The 14,579-nt window shown below is 70.9% G+C and carries 16 protein-coding genes and 1 tRNA gene; 6 read left to right on the plus strand and 11 right to left on the minus strand.

Annotation, left to right across the window (positions count from 1 at the left end):
- Positions 1-175: 175 nt before the first annotated feature.
- Positions 176-787 (minus strand): alpha/beta fold hydrolase, encoded by a 612-nt coding sequence (locus NV263_RS28485; RefSeq protein WP_263249896.1) that lies wholly within the window; start codon positions 785-787, stop codon positions 176-178.
- 9 nt (positions 788-796) lie between these two features.
- Positions 797-1,156 (minus strand): hypothetical protein, encoded by a 360-nt coding sequence (locus NV263_RS28490; protein WP_263249897.1) that lies wholly within the window; start codon positions 1,154-1,156, stop codon positions 797-799.
- A 28-nt stretch (positions 1,157-1,184) separates the two neighbouring features.
- On the opposite strand from NV263_RS28490, the gene NV263_RS28495 reads away from it, so the two are divergent.
- Positions 1,185-1,601 carry a TIGR03668 family PPOX class F420-dependent oxidoreductase gene (locus NV263_RS28495; RefSeq protein ID WP_263249898.1) on the plus strand — a complete coding sequence of 139 codons (417 nt, stop codon included), beginning with the start codon at positions 1,185-1,187 and terminating at the stop codon, positions 1,599-1,601.
- Between the two features lie 15 nt (positions 1,602-1,616).
- Here NV263_RS28495 and NV263_RS28500 read toward each other — a convergent pair whose 3' ends face one another.
- Positions 1,617-1,868 carry a DUF6191 domain-containing protein gene (locus tag NV263_RS28500; RefSeq protein ID WP_263249900.1) on the minus strand — a complete coding sequence of 84 codons (252 nt, stop codon included), beginning with the start codon at positions 1,866-1,868 and terminating at the stop codon, positions 1,617-1,619.
- Between the two features lie 89 nt (positions 1,869-1,957).
- Here NV263_RS28500 and NV263_RS28505 point away from each other — a divergent pair, with 89 nt between their 5' ends.
- Positions 1,958-2,260: a hypothetical protein gene (locus NV263_RS28505; RefSeq protein ID WP_263249902.1), complete on the plus strand. Its 303-nt coding sequence runs from the start codon at positions 1,958-1,960 to the stop codon at positions 2,258-2,260.
- Between the two features lie 83 nt (positions 2,261-2,343).
- Here the strand turns inward: NV263_RS28505 and NV263_RS28510 are convergent.
- Positions 2,344-2,428, minus strand: a tRNA-Tyr gene (locus tag NV263_RS28510).
- 121 nt (positions 2,429-2,549) lie between these two features.
- Here NV263_RS28510 and NV263_RS28515 point away from each other — a divergent pair.
- Positions 2,550-3,041: a YajQ family cyclic di-GMP-binding protein gene (locus tag NV263_RS28515; protein WP_263249904.1), complete on the plus strand. Its 492-nt coding sequence runs from the start codon at positions 2,550-2,552 to the stop codon at positions 3,039-3,041.
- A gap of 20 nt (positions 3,042-3,061) precedes the next feature.
- The gene (gene rfbA / locus NV263_RS28520; RefSeq protein WP_263249905.1) at positions 3,062-3,943 is read left to right on the plus strand and encodes a glucose-1-phosphate thymidylyltransferase RfbA; all 882 of its coding nucleotides are present in this window, start codon (positions 3,062-3,064) and stop codon (positions 3,941-3,943) included.
- A 21-nt stretch (positions 3,944-3,964) separates the two neighbouring features.
- Here the strand turns inward: rfbA and htpX are convergent, their stop codons facing one another.
- Positions 3,965-4,840, minus strand: coding sequence for a zinc metalloprotease HtpX (gene htpX / locus NV263_RS28525; RefSeq protein WP_263249907.1), 876 nt, complete (start codon positions 4,838-4,840; stop codon positions 3,965-3,967).
- Positions 4,841-5,102: 262 nt separating this feature from the next.
- On the opposite strand from htpX, the gene NV263_RS28530 reads away from it, so the two are divergent.
- The gene (locus tag NV263_RS28530) at positions 5,103-6,017 is read left to right on the plus strand and encodes a YceI family protein (RefSeq protein WP_263249909.1); all 915 of its coding nucleotides are present in this window, start codon (positions 5,103-5,105) and stop codon (positions 6,015-6,017) included.
- Positions 6,018-6,071: 54 nt separating this feature from the next.
- On the opposite strand, the gene ddaH is transcribed toward NV263_RS28530, so the two are convergent.
- A complete protein-coding gene (ddaH, locus tag NV263_RS28535; RefSeq protein WP_345600981.1) occupies positions 6,072-6,926 on the minus strand; it encodes a dimethylargininase in 855 nt (284 codons plus the stop codon).
- Between the two features lie 75 nt (positions 6,927-7,001).
- Between ddaH and NV263_RS28540 the strand changes: the two genes are divergently transcribed.
- Complete coding sequence (locus tag NV263_RS28540) at positions 7,002-7,445, plus strand: Lrp/AsnC family transcriptional regulator (RefSeq protein WP_263249910.1); 444 nt, start codon at positions 7,002-7,004, stop codon at positions 7,443-7,445.
- 13 nt (positions 7,446-7,458) lie between these two features.
- Here NV263_RS28540 and NV263_RS28545 read toward each other — a convergent pair whose 3' ends face one another.
- The 5 genes from NV263_RS28545 to nuoL all read right to left on the minus strand — a co-directional run bounded on the left by NV263_RS28545 (position 7,459) and on the right by nuoL (position 14,563).
- Positions 7,459-8,196 carry a sunset domain-containing protein gene (locus tag NV263_RS28545; RefSeq protein WP_263249912.1) on the minus strand — a complete coding sequence of 246 codons (738 nt, stop codon included), beginning with the start codon at positions 8,194-8,196 and terminating at the stop codon, positions 7,459-7,461.
- A 112-nt stretch (positions 8,197-8,308) separates the two neighbouring features.
- Positions 8,309-9,289: a polyprenyl synthetase family protein gene (locus tag NV263_RS28550; protein ID WP_263249913.1), complete on the minus strand. Its 981-nt coding sequence runs from the start codon at positions 9,287-9,289 to the stop codon at positions 8,309-8,311.
- Positions 9,290-9,379: 90 nt separating this feature from the next.
- A complete protein-coding gene (nuoN, locus tag NV263_RS28555) occupies positions 9,380-10,930 on the minus strand; it encodes an NADH-quinone oxidoreductase subunit NuoN (RefSeq protein WP_263254405.1) in 1,551 nt (516 codons plus the stop codon).
- Positions 10,931-10,947: 17 nt separating this feature from the next.
- Positions 10,948-12,519 carry an NADH-quinone oxidoreductase subunit M gene (locus tag NV263_RS28560; RefSeq protein ID WP_263249915.1) on the minus strand — a complete coding sequence of 524 codons (1,572 nt, stop codon included), beginning with the start codon at positions 12,517-12,519 and terminating at the stop codon, positions 10,948-10,950.
- Between the two features lie 52 nt (positions 12,520-12,571).
- Entirely contained in the window at positions 12,572-14,563 is a 1,992-nt protein-coding gene (nuoL, locus tag NV263_RS28565; protein WP_263254408.1) for an NADH-quinone oxidoreductase subunit L, read from the minus strand.
- Between the last annotated feature and the right edge of the window lie 16 nt (positions 14,564-14,579).

The raw sequence follows: 14,579 nt of genomic DNA on the forward strand, positions 1-14,579 counted from the left end.
GGAGACGCGTCGCACAGCGCACCGCGCGGCCCGGAAACCGCCGAGTTGACCTGCGAAACGTTTCACCACCGCGGCCACCGCGGACCCGGAGCTGATCACGCGGCCCGGGTGTGACCCTCGCCGCAGCAACGGATGGCGGCGATCACGGTACGTGCGATCCGAGCACCGGCGGTGACTACTGGAGCCCGAACTCGTCGAGGAAGTCCCGCACGGCGCGGTCCAGGTCCGCCAGCCCCGACTCCTCCACGGGCAGGTGCCCGGACCCGCTGAGCGACGCGAACCGGGTCGGCCCCGCGATGCGGTCGAAGAACCTGCGGGACAGCAGCGGCGGCGTCCAGCGGTCCTCCTCGGGGTGCGCCAGCAGCAGCGGCGGGCCGGAGAACTCCTCGGGTGCGACGGCGGGCGCGCTGCGCAGGCAGCTGCGCACGAAGCTCAGCGCGATCCACGAACCACCGCCGAGCGGATCGGCCCACACGAGGTTGGCGAACTGGGCGTGGTTGGACACCGCGGCGATGTTGGCCAGCCAGTGCACCGGCACCCGCGCCGCGCCCAGCGGCTTCGGGACGAGGCCCAGCAGCCCCGCCCACTGGGCGAGCTCGGGGCGGGCGGCGAGCCGCCGCCGCACCTCGTCGCGCTGCTGGTCGGCCAGGCAGGTGGTGATCACCCCGGCCACCGCGTCCCCGGCTCGGGCGGCGACGTCGTAGGCGAGCCGACCGCCGGTGCTGAACCCCAGCAGCACCACCGGCCGGGAGTCGCGCTCGCGTTCGGCCGCCACGAGGTCGAGCACGCAGTCCACTTAGGACCGGTAGGTGATCAGGCGCCGACCGGTGTCGGTGAGTCCGAAACCGGGCAGGTCGGGGGCGAGGAATTCGAGGTCCGCCAGCGACGGGAGCCTGCCGAACGGCGCGAGCAGCCGTCCGTAGCCGCCGACGCCGTGCAGGGCGATCACCTTCGCGGGCGCGCACGGACGCGGGAGCCGGTCCAGGTGCACGGTCATGCCACGCCACCGCCACCACTCCTCGTCCGGCGCGGTGTCCGCGGTGGTGCGCAGCGCACCGGGGAAGAATTCCTGGTACCGCAGCCAGTGCGGCCGGTCGCGGTAGCCGGGTCCGACATCCCTGGCGGGCCCGGGGGTCGATGGGGCGCTCGATGGCACCCTTCGACGATACGGAGGGATCACGACGGTGCGCATCAGCCGGGAGCAGGCGCGAGCCTGGTTCGACCAGGCGCGCGTAGCACGTCTGGCCAGCACGGATGCCGATGGGCGACCGCACCTGGTGCCGGTCGTGTTCGCCGTGCGGGGTGAGGTGGTCGTCACGGCCGTCGATCACAAGCCCAAGCGGACACCGGACCTGAAGCGGTTGCGCAACATCGCCGCCAACCCCGAGGTGTCGCTGCTGGCCGACCACTACTCCGACGACTGGGACCGGCTGTGGTGGGCGCGGGCGGACGGCACCGCCGCGCTCGCCGCGACCGCCGACCACCCGGACCTGGTGTCGGCGCTGGTCCACAAGTACCCGCAGTACCAGCGGACACCGCCGAGCGGGACGCTGATCGTGGTGCGCGTGCACCGCTGGAGCGGCTGGGCCGCGCGGGCCTGATCCCCCGCCGGGTCCTCAGTCGCGCTCGTCGCCGCGCAGGCGGACGACCCCGGAGTCCAGGTCGAGCGGTCCGGCGCCGTACTCGTGGTCGTCCTCCTTGGCGACCGCGACCCACTCCAGCTGTTCGCGCTGGTGCTTGGCGCCGGAGCTGAACAGGCCCGCCACGTCCAGCACCGAGGCGGCGACCTCGCGCCGGGTGTCCGCGTCCTGCTCCGCGGCGCGCAGGCCCCGCCGCCGCTTCGCGCGCGCCGCCCGGTCGATGGCCATGCCGACAGGCTAGCCGCGCCGGCCCGGCAGCGGACCGGATCCGTGAGACGTCACTCGTGCCGCCGCAGCGGCGCGGATAGGGTGGGTCGGTGTCGGATCCGTACTTCGTCCGGGTGGCCACCGGGGATCTCGCCGAGCTCGCGGACGCCTTCGACGTGGTCGACGAGCACGCCGAGCTCAACCACCGCTACCGCAAGCTGATCGCCGAGTCGCGGCAGGTGCTGGCCGGCGACGAGATCCGCCTGACCCAGGCGCGGGGGCTGGCCAAACGGCTGATGGTGCTGGTCAAGGCGGCCGGGCCCGGCTTCCGCGAGGACCTGCCCGAGCCCGTCCGCCAGGTGCTGGACGCGGGGCTCGCGCAGGCCGACGCCCTCGTCTACGGCGAAGCCTGACCGGAAGCCGGCCGCGAACAACCGCAGGCATCCGCCTAAGCGAACGGCCCCGTGACCGTTGCTGGTCACGGGGCCGTTTCGACTGGTGCCGGGTGAAGGATTCGAACCTCCGTAGGCAGTGCCGGCTGATTTACAGTCAGCTCCCTTTGGCCACTCGGGCAACCCGGCGAGGTGCGCGCCAGCGGCGCTGGCTTGCGGGGGAAAGCATACATACCGCCGGTGAGCGCGTTCCAAGGGGGGCGGGCCGGTAGCGTATCGGCAGGACAGACGCGCAACTGGAGGTGGACAGGTGGCAAACCCGTCGTTCGACGTGGTGAGCAAGGTAGACCACCAGGAGGTGGACAACGCGCTGAACCAGGCCGCCAAGGAGCTCGCCAACCGCTTCGACTTCCGCGGGACCGGCACGAGCATCAAGTGGTCCGGGGAGAACGCCGTGACGCTGGAGTCCGAGACCGAGGAGCGGTGCAAGGCAGCCGTCGAGGTGTTCAAGGAGAAGCTGATCAAGCGCGGCATCTCGCTCAAGGCGCTGGACTTCGGCGAGCCCACGAGCTCCGGGCAGGTCCACCGGGTCAGCGGCTCGGTCGTGCAGGGCATCTCCCAGGACGTGGCGAAGAAGATCTCCAAGAAGATCCGCGACGAGGGCCCCAAGGGCGTGCAGGCCCAGATCCAGGGCGACCAGCTGCGGGTGTCGGGCAAGAAGAAGGACGACTTGCAGGCCGTCATCCAGCTGCTCAAGTCCTCGGACTTCGACGTCGCCCTGCAGTTCGAGAACTACCGCTGACCTCCTGGGGAGGAGTCCGGGTGAAGGGGATCGTGCTGGCCGGGGGCAGCGGGACGCGGTTGCACCCGTTGACCCAGGCCGTGTCCAAGCAGCTGTTGCCGGTCTACGACAAGCCGATGGTGTACTACCCGCTGTCGGTGCTGATGCTGGCCGGCATCCGGGACGTCCTGGTCATCTCCACCCCGGTGGACGTGCCGTTGTTCCAGCGGCTGCTCGGGGACGGCTCCCACCTGGGAATCCGCATCTCCTACGCCGAACAGCCCGAACCCAACGGCCTGGCCGAGGCGTTCGTGATCGGCGCCGACTTCATCGGCGACGACCCGGTGGCCCTGGTGCTCGGCGACAACGTCTTCTACGGCCAGGGCTTCTCCCGGATCCTCCAGCAGTCCGCCCGGGAGCTGGACGGCTGCACGCTGTTCGGCTACCCGGTGCGGGACCCGCAGCGGTACGGCGTCGGCGAGGTCGACGGCGAGGGGCGGCTGGTGTCGATCGTGGAGAAGCCGGAACGCCCGCGCTCCAACATGGCCATCACCGGGCTGTACTTCTACGACAACGAGGTGGTCGACATCGCCCGGGGCCTGACCCCGTCGGTGCGGGGCGAGCTGGAGATCACCGACGTCAACCTCACCTACCTGCGGCGCGGGCAGGCCCGGCTGACCGAGCTGGGACGCGGTTTCGCCTGGCTGGACACCGGCACGCACGACTCGCTGGTGGAGGCATCGCAGTTCGTGCAGGTGCTCGAACACCGCCAGGGCGTGCGGATCGCGTGCCTGGAGGAGATCGCGCTGCGGATGGGCTTCATCTCCGCCGAGGAGTGCTTCGCCCTCGGCGCGAAGCTCGCCAAGTCCGGTTACGGCGAGTACGTCATGGACGTCGCCCGGAGCGCCGGCGCCCAGTCCTAGGCGCTTTCCCGGCTCCGGCCGTCACCAGCCCGGCGGCAGGCGGCGTCCGGCCATGCCCTCCAGCCGCCGCACCCGGTCGGCGATCGGCGGGTGGGTGGAGAACAGCCGCGTCATCCGCTCGCCGGGGCGGAACGGGTTGGCGATCATCAGGTGCGACTGGGACACCAGCTGCGGCTCGGGCGCCAGCGGCGCCATCTGGGTGCCGCGCTCCAGCTTGCGCAGCGCCGACGCCAGCGCGAGCGGGTCACCGGTGAGCTGGGAGCCCGAGGCGTCCGCCTGGTACTCGCGGGACCGGCTGACCGCCATCTGCACCACGGCCGCCGCGATCGGCCCGAGCAGTGCGACCAGCAACATCGCGAACACGTTGGGCCGGTCCTCGTCGTCCCCGCCGACCATGCCGAACAGCATGCCGAAGTTCGCCAGGAACGTGACCACGCTGGCCAGCGCCCCGGCCACGCTGGAGATCAGGATGTCGCGGTTGTAGACGTGCGAGAGCTCGTGCCCCAGGACGGCGCGCAGCTCGCGCTCGTCGAGGAGTTCGAGGATGCCCGCGGTGCAGCACACCGCGGCGTTGCGCGGGTTGCGCCCGGTCGCGAAGGCGTTCGGGGCGCGCGTGGGGCTGATGTAGAGGGCGGGCATCGGCTGCCGCGCCGAGGTCGCCAGTTCCCGCACGATCCGGTACATCGCGGGCTGCTGGGCCTCCGAGACCGGCTGGGCGTGCATGGCGCGCAGCGCCAGGTTCGCGGAGTTGAAGTAGGCGTAGCCGTTCATGCCGAGCGCGACGATCAGCGCCACGACCAGGCCGGTCCGCCCGAACAGCGCGCCGACGAACAGCACCAGGGCGCTCATGCCACCCAGCAGCAGTGCGGTCTTCAACCCGTTGAAATGACTGTGCACCGTGTCCGCCTCCGCTCAACCACTCGACCGGACCCACCCGGACTGGCGCGTTACGCGATTTCTCCGACGACGAACGTCACTGGTGGAACGACCGCACGTCACCAGTAGTTCCGCTCGCCGGGTGTGCCGAACGCAACGTTCGGCGCCAGCGCCCGCAGCACCTCGATCAAGTCCGGTGTGAGGTGGATCTAGCATGACCGTCCGGTAGTTGAACCGGAAATCTTGTCCGCAGCCCCCCGGCGGACAAGCGAAAGGGACACACATGATCTTCGCCAAGCTGCGTCGACGTCGCTCGACCGGCGAGGGCTCGGCGCTGCGCCCGGACCGCTCCGGCGGCGCCTTTCTCCCCCCGACCCCGTTGGACAGCGGCGTTCTGAGCTGCCAGGTGCACGACGACAAGGGCAAGCTGCTGCCCGGTGCCACCGTCACGCTGGTGAACCGCCTCAACCAGACCGTCGCGCAGGGCGAGACCGACTCCTACGGCTACTTCGTCGCCGCCGTGCCCCCCGGCGTGCACAAGGTGTCGGTCAGCGCCGGTGGATTCAAGCGGCGCAGCACCCGGGCCGAGGTGCGCGTCAACCAGCAGACCTCGGTCGGCGGGATCGGCCTGCAGCCCGACGACTCGCTGGAGCTGCCCCAGCCCGGCACCTGGCGCTTCGACGCGTACCACACCGAGATCCGCTTCATCGCCCAGCACATCGGGATGTCGAAGATCCACGGCAGCTTCCGGAAGTTCGACGGGCTGATCCAGGTGGCGCCGCGGTTCGAGGACTCCCGGATCCAGGTCGTCATCGAGGCGGACAGCATCGACACCGGCGTGCAGATGCGCGACGACCACCTGCGCTCGGCCGACTTCCTGGACGTGGAGAACTACCCGCGGCTGTACTTCACCAGCGAGCGGTTCACCTGGCTGCGCGGCGACCGCTGGACCGTGCACGGGCAGCTGACGCTGCGCGGCACCACGAGCCCGGTCGAACTGGAGACGACGTACCTGGGCCAACGCAAGTGGCAGGGCCCCGGCTACGACGGCGACATGCGCGTCGCGTGCCACTCGACGACGACGCTGCGCCGCGAGGACTACTCGGTGAACTGGCAGGCCACCCTGGCCAAGGGCATCGCGGTGGTCGGTCCGACGATCAGCATCGAACTGGGCGTCCAGGCGGTCCTGGAGCAGTGATCTCCCGGGGTCGTGAGCCCGGCCGGGCTCACGACCCCGCCCCCTCGGCGGGTGTCAGTGGAGCTCCATGGTGCAGCACTTGGGACCCCCGCCGGACTTCCGCAGTTCCGAGATGTCCAGCAGCACCGGCTCGTAGCCGCACTCCTCGATCCGCTTGGCGAGGCCGGTCGCCTCCCGCGGCAGCACCACGTTCCGGCCGTCGGACACCCCGTTCAGTCCCAGGCACGCGGCGTCCGCCTCGTCGGCGACGACGGCGTCCGGGAACATCCGGCGCAGCACCCGGCGCGATCCCGCGGAGAACGCCTCGGGGTAGTAGGCGATCTGCGCCGACTCGCCCTTGCGCAGCACGAACAGCGCGGTGTCCAGGTGGTAGTAGCGCGGGTCGACCAGCTGCAACGACACCACCGGAACGCCGAGGACCTCCTGCGCCTCGGCGTGCGCCGCCGGGTCGGTGCGGAAACCGGTGCCCGCCAGCAGCACCCGCCCGGTCCAGGCGAAATCGCCCTCCGCCTCGTTGATCCGCGACGGCATGACCACCTCGCGGTAGCCGCGCGCGAGGAACCAGCGGCGGAAGTGCTCGGCCTCCGCGGCCCGTTCCGGGGCCCGGAACTTCGAGCCCAGCACCCGGCCGTCGACGACCGTGCCCGAGTTCGCGGCGAACACCATGTCCGGCAGACCGGGCTGGGGCTCGACGACCTCGACGGTGTGGCCGAGCCGCTCGTAGGTGCGCTTCAGCTCGGACCACTGCGCCACCGCCAGGTCGGTGTCGACCGGCGCGTCCGGGTCCATCCACGGGTTGATCGAGTACTCGACGGTGAAGTACGTCGGCGGGCACATGACGTAGTGGCGCTCGGTCGCGACCGGGGTTTCCGCGCAGGCATCGACCGCTTCGGCGGTGGTGACCGTCATGAATCGAAATCTAACCGTAGTGGAAATTGCGCATCAATAACGCTCTGTTGCTTCTTTTGCGGCAGAATGTTGCGCATGGACGCCTCGGACCAACGGATCATTTCGCACCTGGTCGCCGATGCCCGCGCCAGCTACGCCGAGATCGGTGCCGATGTGGGCCTGTCCGCTCCCGCGGTGAAGCGGCGGGTGGACAAGCTGCTGGACATGGGCATCCTGCAGGGCTTCACCGCCGTGGTGGACCCGGAGGCGCTGGGCTGGGGAACGGAGGCGTTCGTCGAGGTCCACTGCAGCGGCAACGTCCCGGCGCACCGGATCCGCAGCGGCCTCGAACCGCTGCCCGAGGTCGTGGCCGCCTACACGGTCTCCGGGCAGGCCGACGCGATCGTGCACATGCGCGCCGCCGACATCCACCACCTCGAACGCGCCATGGAACGCCTGCGGTCGGTCGACTTCGTCAGCCGCACGGTGTCCACCGTGGTGCTGTCCCGGCTGCTCGAACGGCAGCCGGAGACGCGGTAGGCAGTGCGCCGCGCTAGTCGCGGGCCCGCTTGCCGTTCCAGGGCGCGAACCCGGCGATCTCGGCGTCCGACGGGGTGCGGAACCACACGTCGGCGACGATCTGGTCGTAGCTCGGCGATTCCGGGGTGTGGTACTGGCGGGACGCGGAATGGCCCTTGATCACCGGACCGCGGGGCGCCTCGGCAGCGGGCTCCTCGGCGGCCCGTTCCGGTTCGGGCTCGGGCTTCTCGGCGGCCGGTTCGGGTTCGGGCTCGGGCTCCTCGGCGGCCCGTTCCGGTTCGGGCTCGGCGACGGCCGGGTCGTCGGCGGCCGGTTCCTCGCGGCCCGGATGCGGACCCGCGCCCGGCGTGCGCCGCGGCAGGTCGTCGTCGGCGATGCGCGGCAGGACCTCCGTGGTCTCCGCCTCCTCCGGCCGCTCCGCCAGCAGGGTGCCCTCGGCCTTGCGGAACCACGTGTTGCCGCCGTCCGACTCCGCCGGGTCGTCCCCGGCCTCCGCCCGGGCCGCGTGCTCGACGTACGGACGCGGCGCGGGGTCCCAGTCCTCGACCGGCGGTTCCTCGGGGACGAGCAGGTCCAGCGGTTGTTCGACCGCGGTGTCCGGATCGGCGTAGTCGTCCTCGGCGTAGGCCGCGTCGACCAGCTCGCGCAGGCGCCGCTTCAGCGGGCGCACGAACAGCAGCCAGGTGATCAGCGCCCCGAGCGCGAACGCGGCGAGGCTCCACAGCCACACCTGGGTGAACAGCCAGACCACGAGCGTTGTCCCTCCTCAGGGCTCCAGCGACGGCGCATCCGGCCCGGGGGCGTCCTCGCGGAACACGTGCGGTTGATCACCTGCCACGCACAACGAGTTCAACGACAGCCTTTCAGCGGGTGCGCGCGACCACGTAGTCGACCAGCGACGACAGCGCCTCCCGGGCCGGGCTGTCCGGCAACGACGCGAGTTCGCAGCGCGCGTCGTCGGCGTAGCCGTCCAGGGTCTCGCGCGCCCGCACCAGTCCCCGGGAGTCGCGCAGCAGGTCCAGCGCCTCGGCCACCTCGGCGTCCGCGGACAGCGGGCGCGACAGCAGTTCCCGCAGCCGCGGGTCGGTCGCCGGGTCGGCCAGCGCGAACAGCATCGGCAGCGTCCGCACTCCCTCCCGCAGGTCGGTGCCCGGCGTCTTGCCGGACTCCGCGGCGGGCGAGGCGATGTCGATGATGTCGTCGGAGATCTGGAACCCGGTGCCCAGGATCCGGCCGATCCGCTCCAGCGCCCGCACGTGCGCGTCCGCGGCACCGGAGAACAGCGCGCCGAAGCGGCCCGCGGTCGCGATCAGCGAACCGGTCTTCTCGTAGATGACCTTGAGGTAGTACTCCACGGCGTCCTCGTCGCCGTGCCCCACGGTCTCCCGCATCTGCCCGGTGACCAGCGCCTCGAACGTGCTCGCCAGGTGCCGGACCGCCTCGGTGCCCAGGTCGGCGGCGAGCCGGGACGCCTGGGCGAACAGGAAGTCGCCGGTGAGGATCGCCACGGAGTTGTCCCAGCGGGCGTTCGCGCTGGTGGCGCCGCGCCGCATGGTGGCCTCGTCCATGACGTCGTCGTGGTACAGCGTGGCCAGGTGGACCATCTCGACGATCGCCGCCGACTTGGTCACCAGCTCGGCGTCCGGATCGCCGAACTGCGCCGCCAGCAGGGCGAACAACGGGCGGAACCGCTTGCCCCCGGCGTCCACGAGGTGCAGCGACGTCTCGGTGGCGAAGCCGAAATCGCTCTGCACGGCGTCGTGCAGCATCAGCTCCACCTGGTCCAGGCCGCGCCGCACCGACTCCGCCAACGCCTCGTCGACGATGTCGAAGCCGCCCGACATCCCTGTCAGCTGACTGATCGGATCACCCGCTGGCCTGCTCACGTCACCGTCGCCTTCGCTCCCCCGACGATCGCCCTACGGGCGAGCACTCTACGACACGAAGCCGCCGACGTTCGCCCAGTCCAGCGCCAACGTCGGCAGCACGCCCAGCAACAGCGTGACCACAACACCGAGGGTGATCGCCGCCGTCGTGAAGGCGCCCGGCACGCTGACGGCGGGACCGTCCTCGGCCGGTTCGCTGAAGTACATCAGCACGATGACACGAAGGTAGAAGAACGCGGCAACCGCACTGGCCACCAGGGCGACCACCACCAGCGGGGCCATCCCGTCGGAGAGCGCGGCGGCGAAAACCGCGAACTTGCCCATGAAACCGCTCGTCAACGGGATGCCGGCGAGAGCGAACAGCAGGAAGGTGAACACCCCGGCCAGCACCGGCGACCGCTTCGCCAGACCCGCCCAGTCCTCCAGGTGAGTTGCCTCACCGTCGGCCTTGCGCACGAGGCTGATCACACCGAACACCGCGAGCGTGGTGAAGCCGTAGGTCAGCAGGTAGAACAGCGTCGCGGACAGTCCCGCGCCGGTCAGCGAGATCGCGCCGACCAGCATGAACCCGGCGTGCGCCACCGACGAGTAGGCGATCATCCGCTTGATGTCCCGCTGCGTGAGGCCGAGCACCACGCCGATGACCATCGAGGCGATCGCCACAGCCCACAGCACGCCGGTCCACTCCCAGCTGGACGCCTGGAAGGCCACCTGCAACACCCGCAGGATCCCGCCGAACGCCGCGACCTTGGTGCACGCGGCCATGAAACCGGTCACGGCGGTCGGAGCGCCCTGGTAGACGTCCGGGGTCCAGGTGTGGAACGGGCCGACCGACGCCTTGAACAGCAGCCCGACCAGCAGCAGTCCCAGCCCGGCGAACAGCAGCGTGTCCGAGCGGTCCGAACCCGCGGTGGCCGCGGCGATCGCCGACAGCCGCACCGAACCCGCGTAGCCGTACAGCAGCGCCAGGCCGTACAGGAAGAACGCCGAGGCGAACGCACCGAGCAGGAAGTACTTGACCGCCGCCTCCTGGGACAGCAGGCGACGCCGCTTCGCCAGCCCGCACATCAGGTACAGCGGCAGGCTCAGCACCTCCAGCGCCACGAACATCGTGAGCAGGTCGTTCGCGGCGCAGAAGACCATCATCCCGCCCAGCGAGAGCAGGGCGAGCGGGAAGACCTCGGTGCGCATCCCGGAGACCGCGTCCTGCGCCCGGCTCATCGCCCCCGGTCCGCCGACCGCGGTGGACTCGGCGACGAACGCGCCGCCCGGCTCCACCGAGCGATCCGCGATGAGCAGCACCGAAGCGAGGCCGAGCGCCAGCAGGGTGCCCCACAGGAACAGCGTGGGCGGGTCGATCGCCAACGTGTCCGCCAACGTCGTCGACGGCGGGTGCCCGGCCCGCGCGTACAGCGCCAGCGCGGCGCCGGCGACCAGGATCGCGGCCAGGCTCAGCCCGACCTGGGCGGGCCACCGCTGGTGGCGCGGCAGGAACGCCTCCACCAGCACCGCGACGCAGGCCGCGCCGAGCACCACCAGCACCGGTGCGACGGCCGCGTAGTCGATCGGTGGGATCGGGACCACCGGCTGCTGCGCCAGAACCTGAGCACCCACTGTCACTTACCTCCCTGCGAGGGCACGGGGTCGGTGACGCCGACCTCGCCCATGGTTGCCGCGACCGACGGGTTGATCACGTCCAGCACCGGCTTCGGGTACACGCCCAGCGCCACGATGAGCACGATCAGCGGGGTCAGCACCGCGATCTCGCGGCGCCGCAGGTCGCCCACGCGGTGCGCCTCGGAGCGGTTCGGGTCGGCGACCGCCCCCGGCCCCGCCGCCGTCGCCAGCAGCGCGTCGCCGCGCACCGGGCCCTGCATCGTGCGCTGGTACAGCCACAGCACGTAGACGGCGGCGAGCACCATGCCGAGCGCGGCGAGCACCGCGTACACCGGCTGCGTGCGGAACGCTCCGATCAGCACCAGGAACTCGCTGACGAACGAGTTCGTGCCCGGCAGCGACAGCGTGCTCAGCCCGGCGATCAGCAGCGTGCCCGCCAGCAGCGGCGTCACCTTCGCCATCCCGCCGTAGTCGGCGATGCGGGTGGAACCGCCGCGGGCGATCACCATGCCGATCACCAAGATCAGCATTCCCGTCGCGATGCTGTGGTTGACCATGTACGACGCCGCGCCGACCTGCGCCTGCGAGGTGAACGCGAAGATGCCCAGCGCGATGAACCCGAAGTGGGCGATCGACACGTACGCCACGAAGCGCTTCAGATCCGCCTGCCCGAACGCCTGCAACGAGCCGTACAGCACTCCGATCACCGCGAGCACCAGCACCAGCGGCGCGACGGCCTGCGACGCCTGCGGCGTCAACGGCAGGCTGTAGCGCAGGAATCCGAAGGTGCCGACCTTGTCGAGCACGCCGACCACGATCACCGCGACCCCGATCGGCGCCTGCTGCGCGGCGTCCGGCAGCCAGGTGTGGAACGGCACCAGCGGCGCCTTGATGGCGAACGCCACGAAGAAACCGAGGAAGATCCACACCTGCACGCTCAGCGGCGCGTGCGCCAGCACCGGTCGCAACGTCGCCCAGTCGAACGTGCCGTGCCCGGTGGCCTGGGCGCTGTAGGCGTACGCGCCGATCGCCGAGGCGAGCATGATCAGGCCGCCGAGGAACGAGTAGAGGAAGAATTTCACCGCCGCGTACTGCCTGCGCTCACCGCCGTACCCGCCGATGAGGAAGTACATCGGGACGAGCATGATCTCGAACAGCACGTAGAACAGGAACAGGTCGGTGGCGGCGAACACCGCCACCGTCAGCGCCTGTTCCACCAGCAGCAGCGCGAAGAAACCGCCGTGCGTGCGGCCCTCCGGCAACCGGTCGCGCCAGCTGTAGCCGATCACCAGCGGGGTCAGCAGCGCGATGACGGCGATCATGACCAGCGCGATGCCGTCGACGCCGAGCGACAGCCGGATGTCGAAGGCCGGGATCCACTCCACCGAGCCGTTCAGCTGCAACCGCGGTCCGGCCGGGTCGTAGGCGGCCCACGCGCCCGCCGCGATCACCAGCTCCACGAGCGAGACCGCCAGGGCCGTCCACTTGGCCGCCGCGGCGTTGCCGCGCAGCAACGCCACCGCCACCGACCCGGCGACCGGCAGCAGGATCAATGCGAGGAGCAGGGTCATCGGATCTCCTCCCGGAGCTCACCCGTCGCCGTGGGACTCAGGACCGCGCACATCACGGGGCACCCACCGCCAACAGGGCGGCGATCACGACGATGCCGCCGAACAGCATGGACAGGGCGTAGGAGCGGACGAAGCCGGTCTGCCAGCGGCGCAGCAGGACGGAGCAGAAGCCGAGGATCCCGGCGATGCCGTTGACCGTGCCGTCGACTCCCCTGTCGTCGAGCGTCACCAGGCCCCGCGCCAGCCCGAACGTCGGCCGCACCGCGACCGCGTCGTTGAACGCGTTGCCGTACAGATCGGCGCGTGCGGCCCGCACGACCGCCGACACCCGCTCCGGCCGCCGCACCGGCACCGGCTTGCGGCCGACGAACAGCCAGGCCAGCAGCACCCCGAGCGCGGCGAGGGCCAGCGTGCCGCCGGTGATCGCCATCTCCGGCAGCGCCGCCGCGTGGCCCTCGCGCAGCTCACCGAGCGACGGGGTGAGGAAGCCGACGAGCCGGTCGCCGGTGGTGAAGAACATGCCCGCGGCGATCGATCCGATCGCCAGCACCACCATCGGCCCGGTCATCACGGCGGGCGACTCGTGCGGGTGGAACTCCCGCCCGTCCGCGGACTTCAGGTTCTTCCAGCGCTTCTCGCCGAAGAACGTCATGAACATCAGCCGGGTCATGTAGAAGGCGGTCAGCCCGGCGCCGAGCACCGCCGCGCCGCCGAAGACCCAGCCGCGCCAGCCGCCCTCCCCGAAGGCGGCGGCGATGATCGCTTCCTTCGAGTAGTAGCCGGACAGGAACGGGAAGCCGATCAGCGCGAGGTAGCCGAACCCGAAGGTGGCGAAGGTGATCGGCATGTAGCGCGCGAGGCCGCCGAACTTGCGCATGTCGACCTCGTCGTTCATCCCGTGCATCACCGATCCGGCGCCGAGGAACAGCCCGGCCTTGAAGAAGCCGTGGGTGAGCAGGTGCATGATCCCGAGCGCGAACCCGGCCGGGCCCAGGCCGACGGCCAGCATCATGTAGCCGATCTGGCTCACCGTGGAGTAGGCGAGGACCTTCTTGATGTCGTCGTAGGCGCAGCCGACCACGCATCCGACCAGCAGCGTCACCGCGCCCACGACCGTCACCGCCAGCTGCCCGCCGGGCGACAGCGCGTACAGCGGGTTGGCGCGGGCGATGAGGTAGACGCCCGCGGTGACCATCGTCGCGGCGTGGATCAGCGCCGACACCGGGGTCGGGCCCTCCATCGCGTCCGGCAACCACGCCTGCAACGGCACCTGGCCGGACTTGCCGCAGGCGCCGAGCAGCAGGAGCAGCGTGATCGCCAGCAGCACCCCGGACGGCAGTTCGCCGGCGCGGGCGAAGACCTCGGTGTACTGGGTGGTGCCGAGGTGCGCGAACAGCAGGAAGATCGCCAGCGCCAGGCCGACGTCGCCGACGCGGTTCATCACGAACGCCTTGGTCGCCGCGCCGGCCGCCGAGGGCCGCTGCTGCCAGAAGCCGATCAGCAGGTAGGACGCCAGGCCGACGCCCTCCCAGCCGAGGTAGAGCGTCACGAACCCGTTGCCCAGCACCAGGACGAGCATCGCGGCCACGAACAGGTTCAGGTAGCCGAAGAACCGCCGCCGCTCGGTGTTCGCCCGGCCGGTGCGCCCTTCCTGGTCGTGCGCCATGTAGCCGACCGAGTAGAGGTGGATCAACGCGCCGACCCCGGTGATCAGCATGACGAACACCAGCGACAGCGGGTCGATCCGCAACCCGAAGTCCACCTGCAGCGAGTTGACCGGGATCCAGGAGAACAGGTGCAGCTCGCGCACCCGCTGGGCCTCGGGCAGTCCGCCGACGGAGGCGAACAGCGCCACCCCGTACAGGAAGGAGGCGATCACGGTGGCGCAGCCCAGCAGGTGTCCCCAGCCGTTGGCCCGCCGCCCGGCCACGAGCAGGACGAGCGCTCCGAACGCGGGGAAGGCGATGAGCAGCCAGGCGTTCTCCTGCACGGCGCCGGCCGCGCCGGTCACGTCCACGGCGCCGGGTACCCCGGCGGTCAGCATTCCCGTCACCACGCGC

Source organism: Saccharopolyspora rosea, assembly GCF_025643595.1.
Classification (GTDB): Bacteria; Actinomycetota; Actinomycetes; order Mycobacteriales; family Pseudonocardiaceae; genus Saccharopolyspora; species Saccharopolyspora rosea.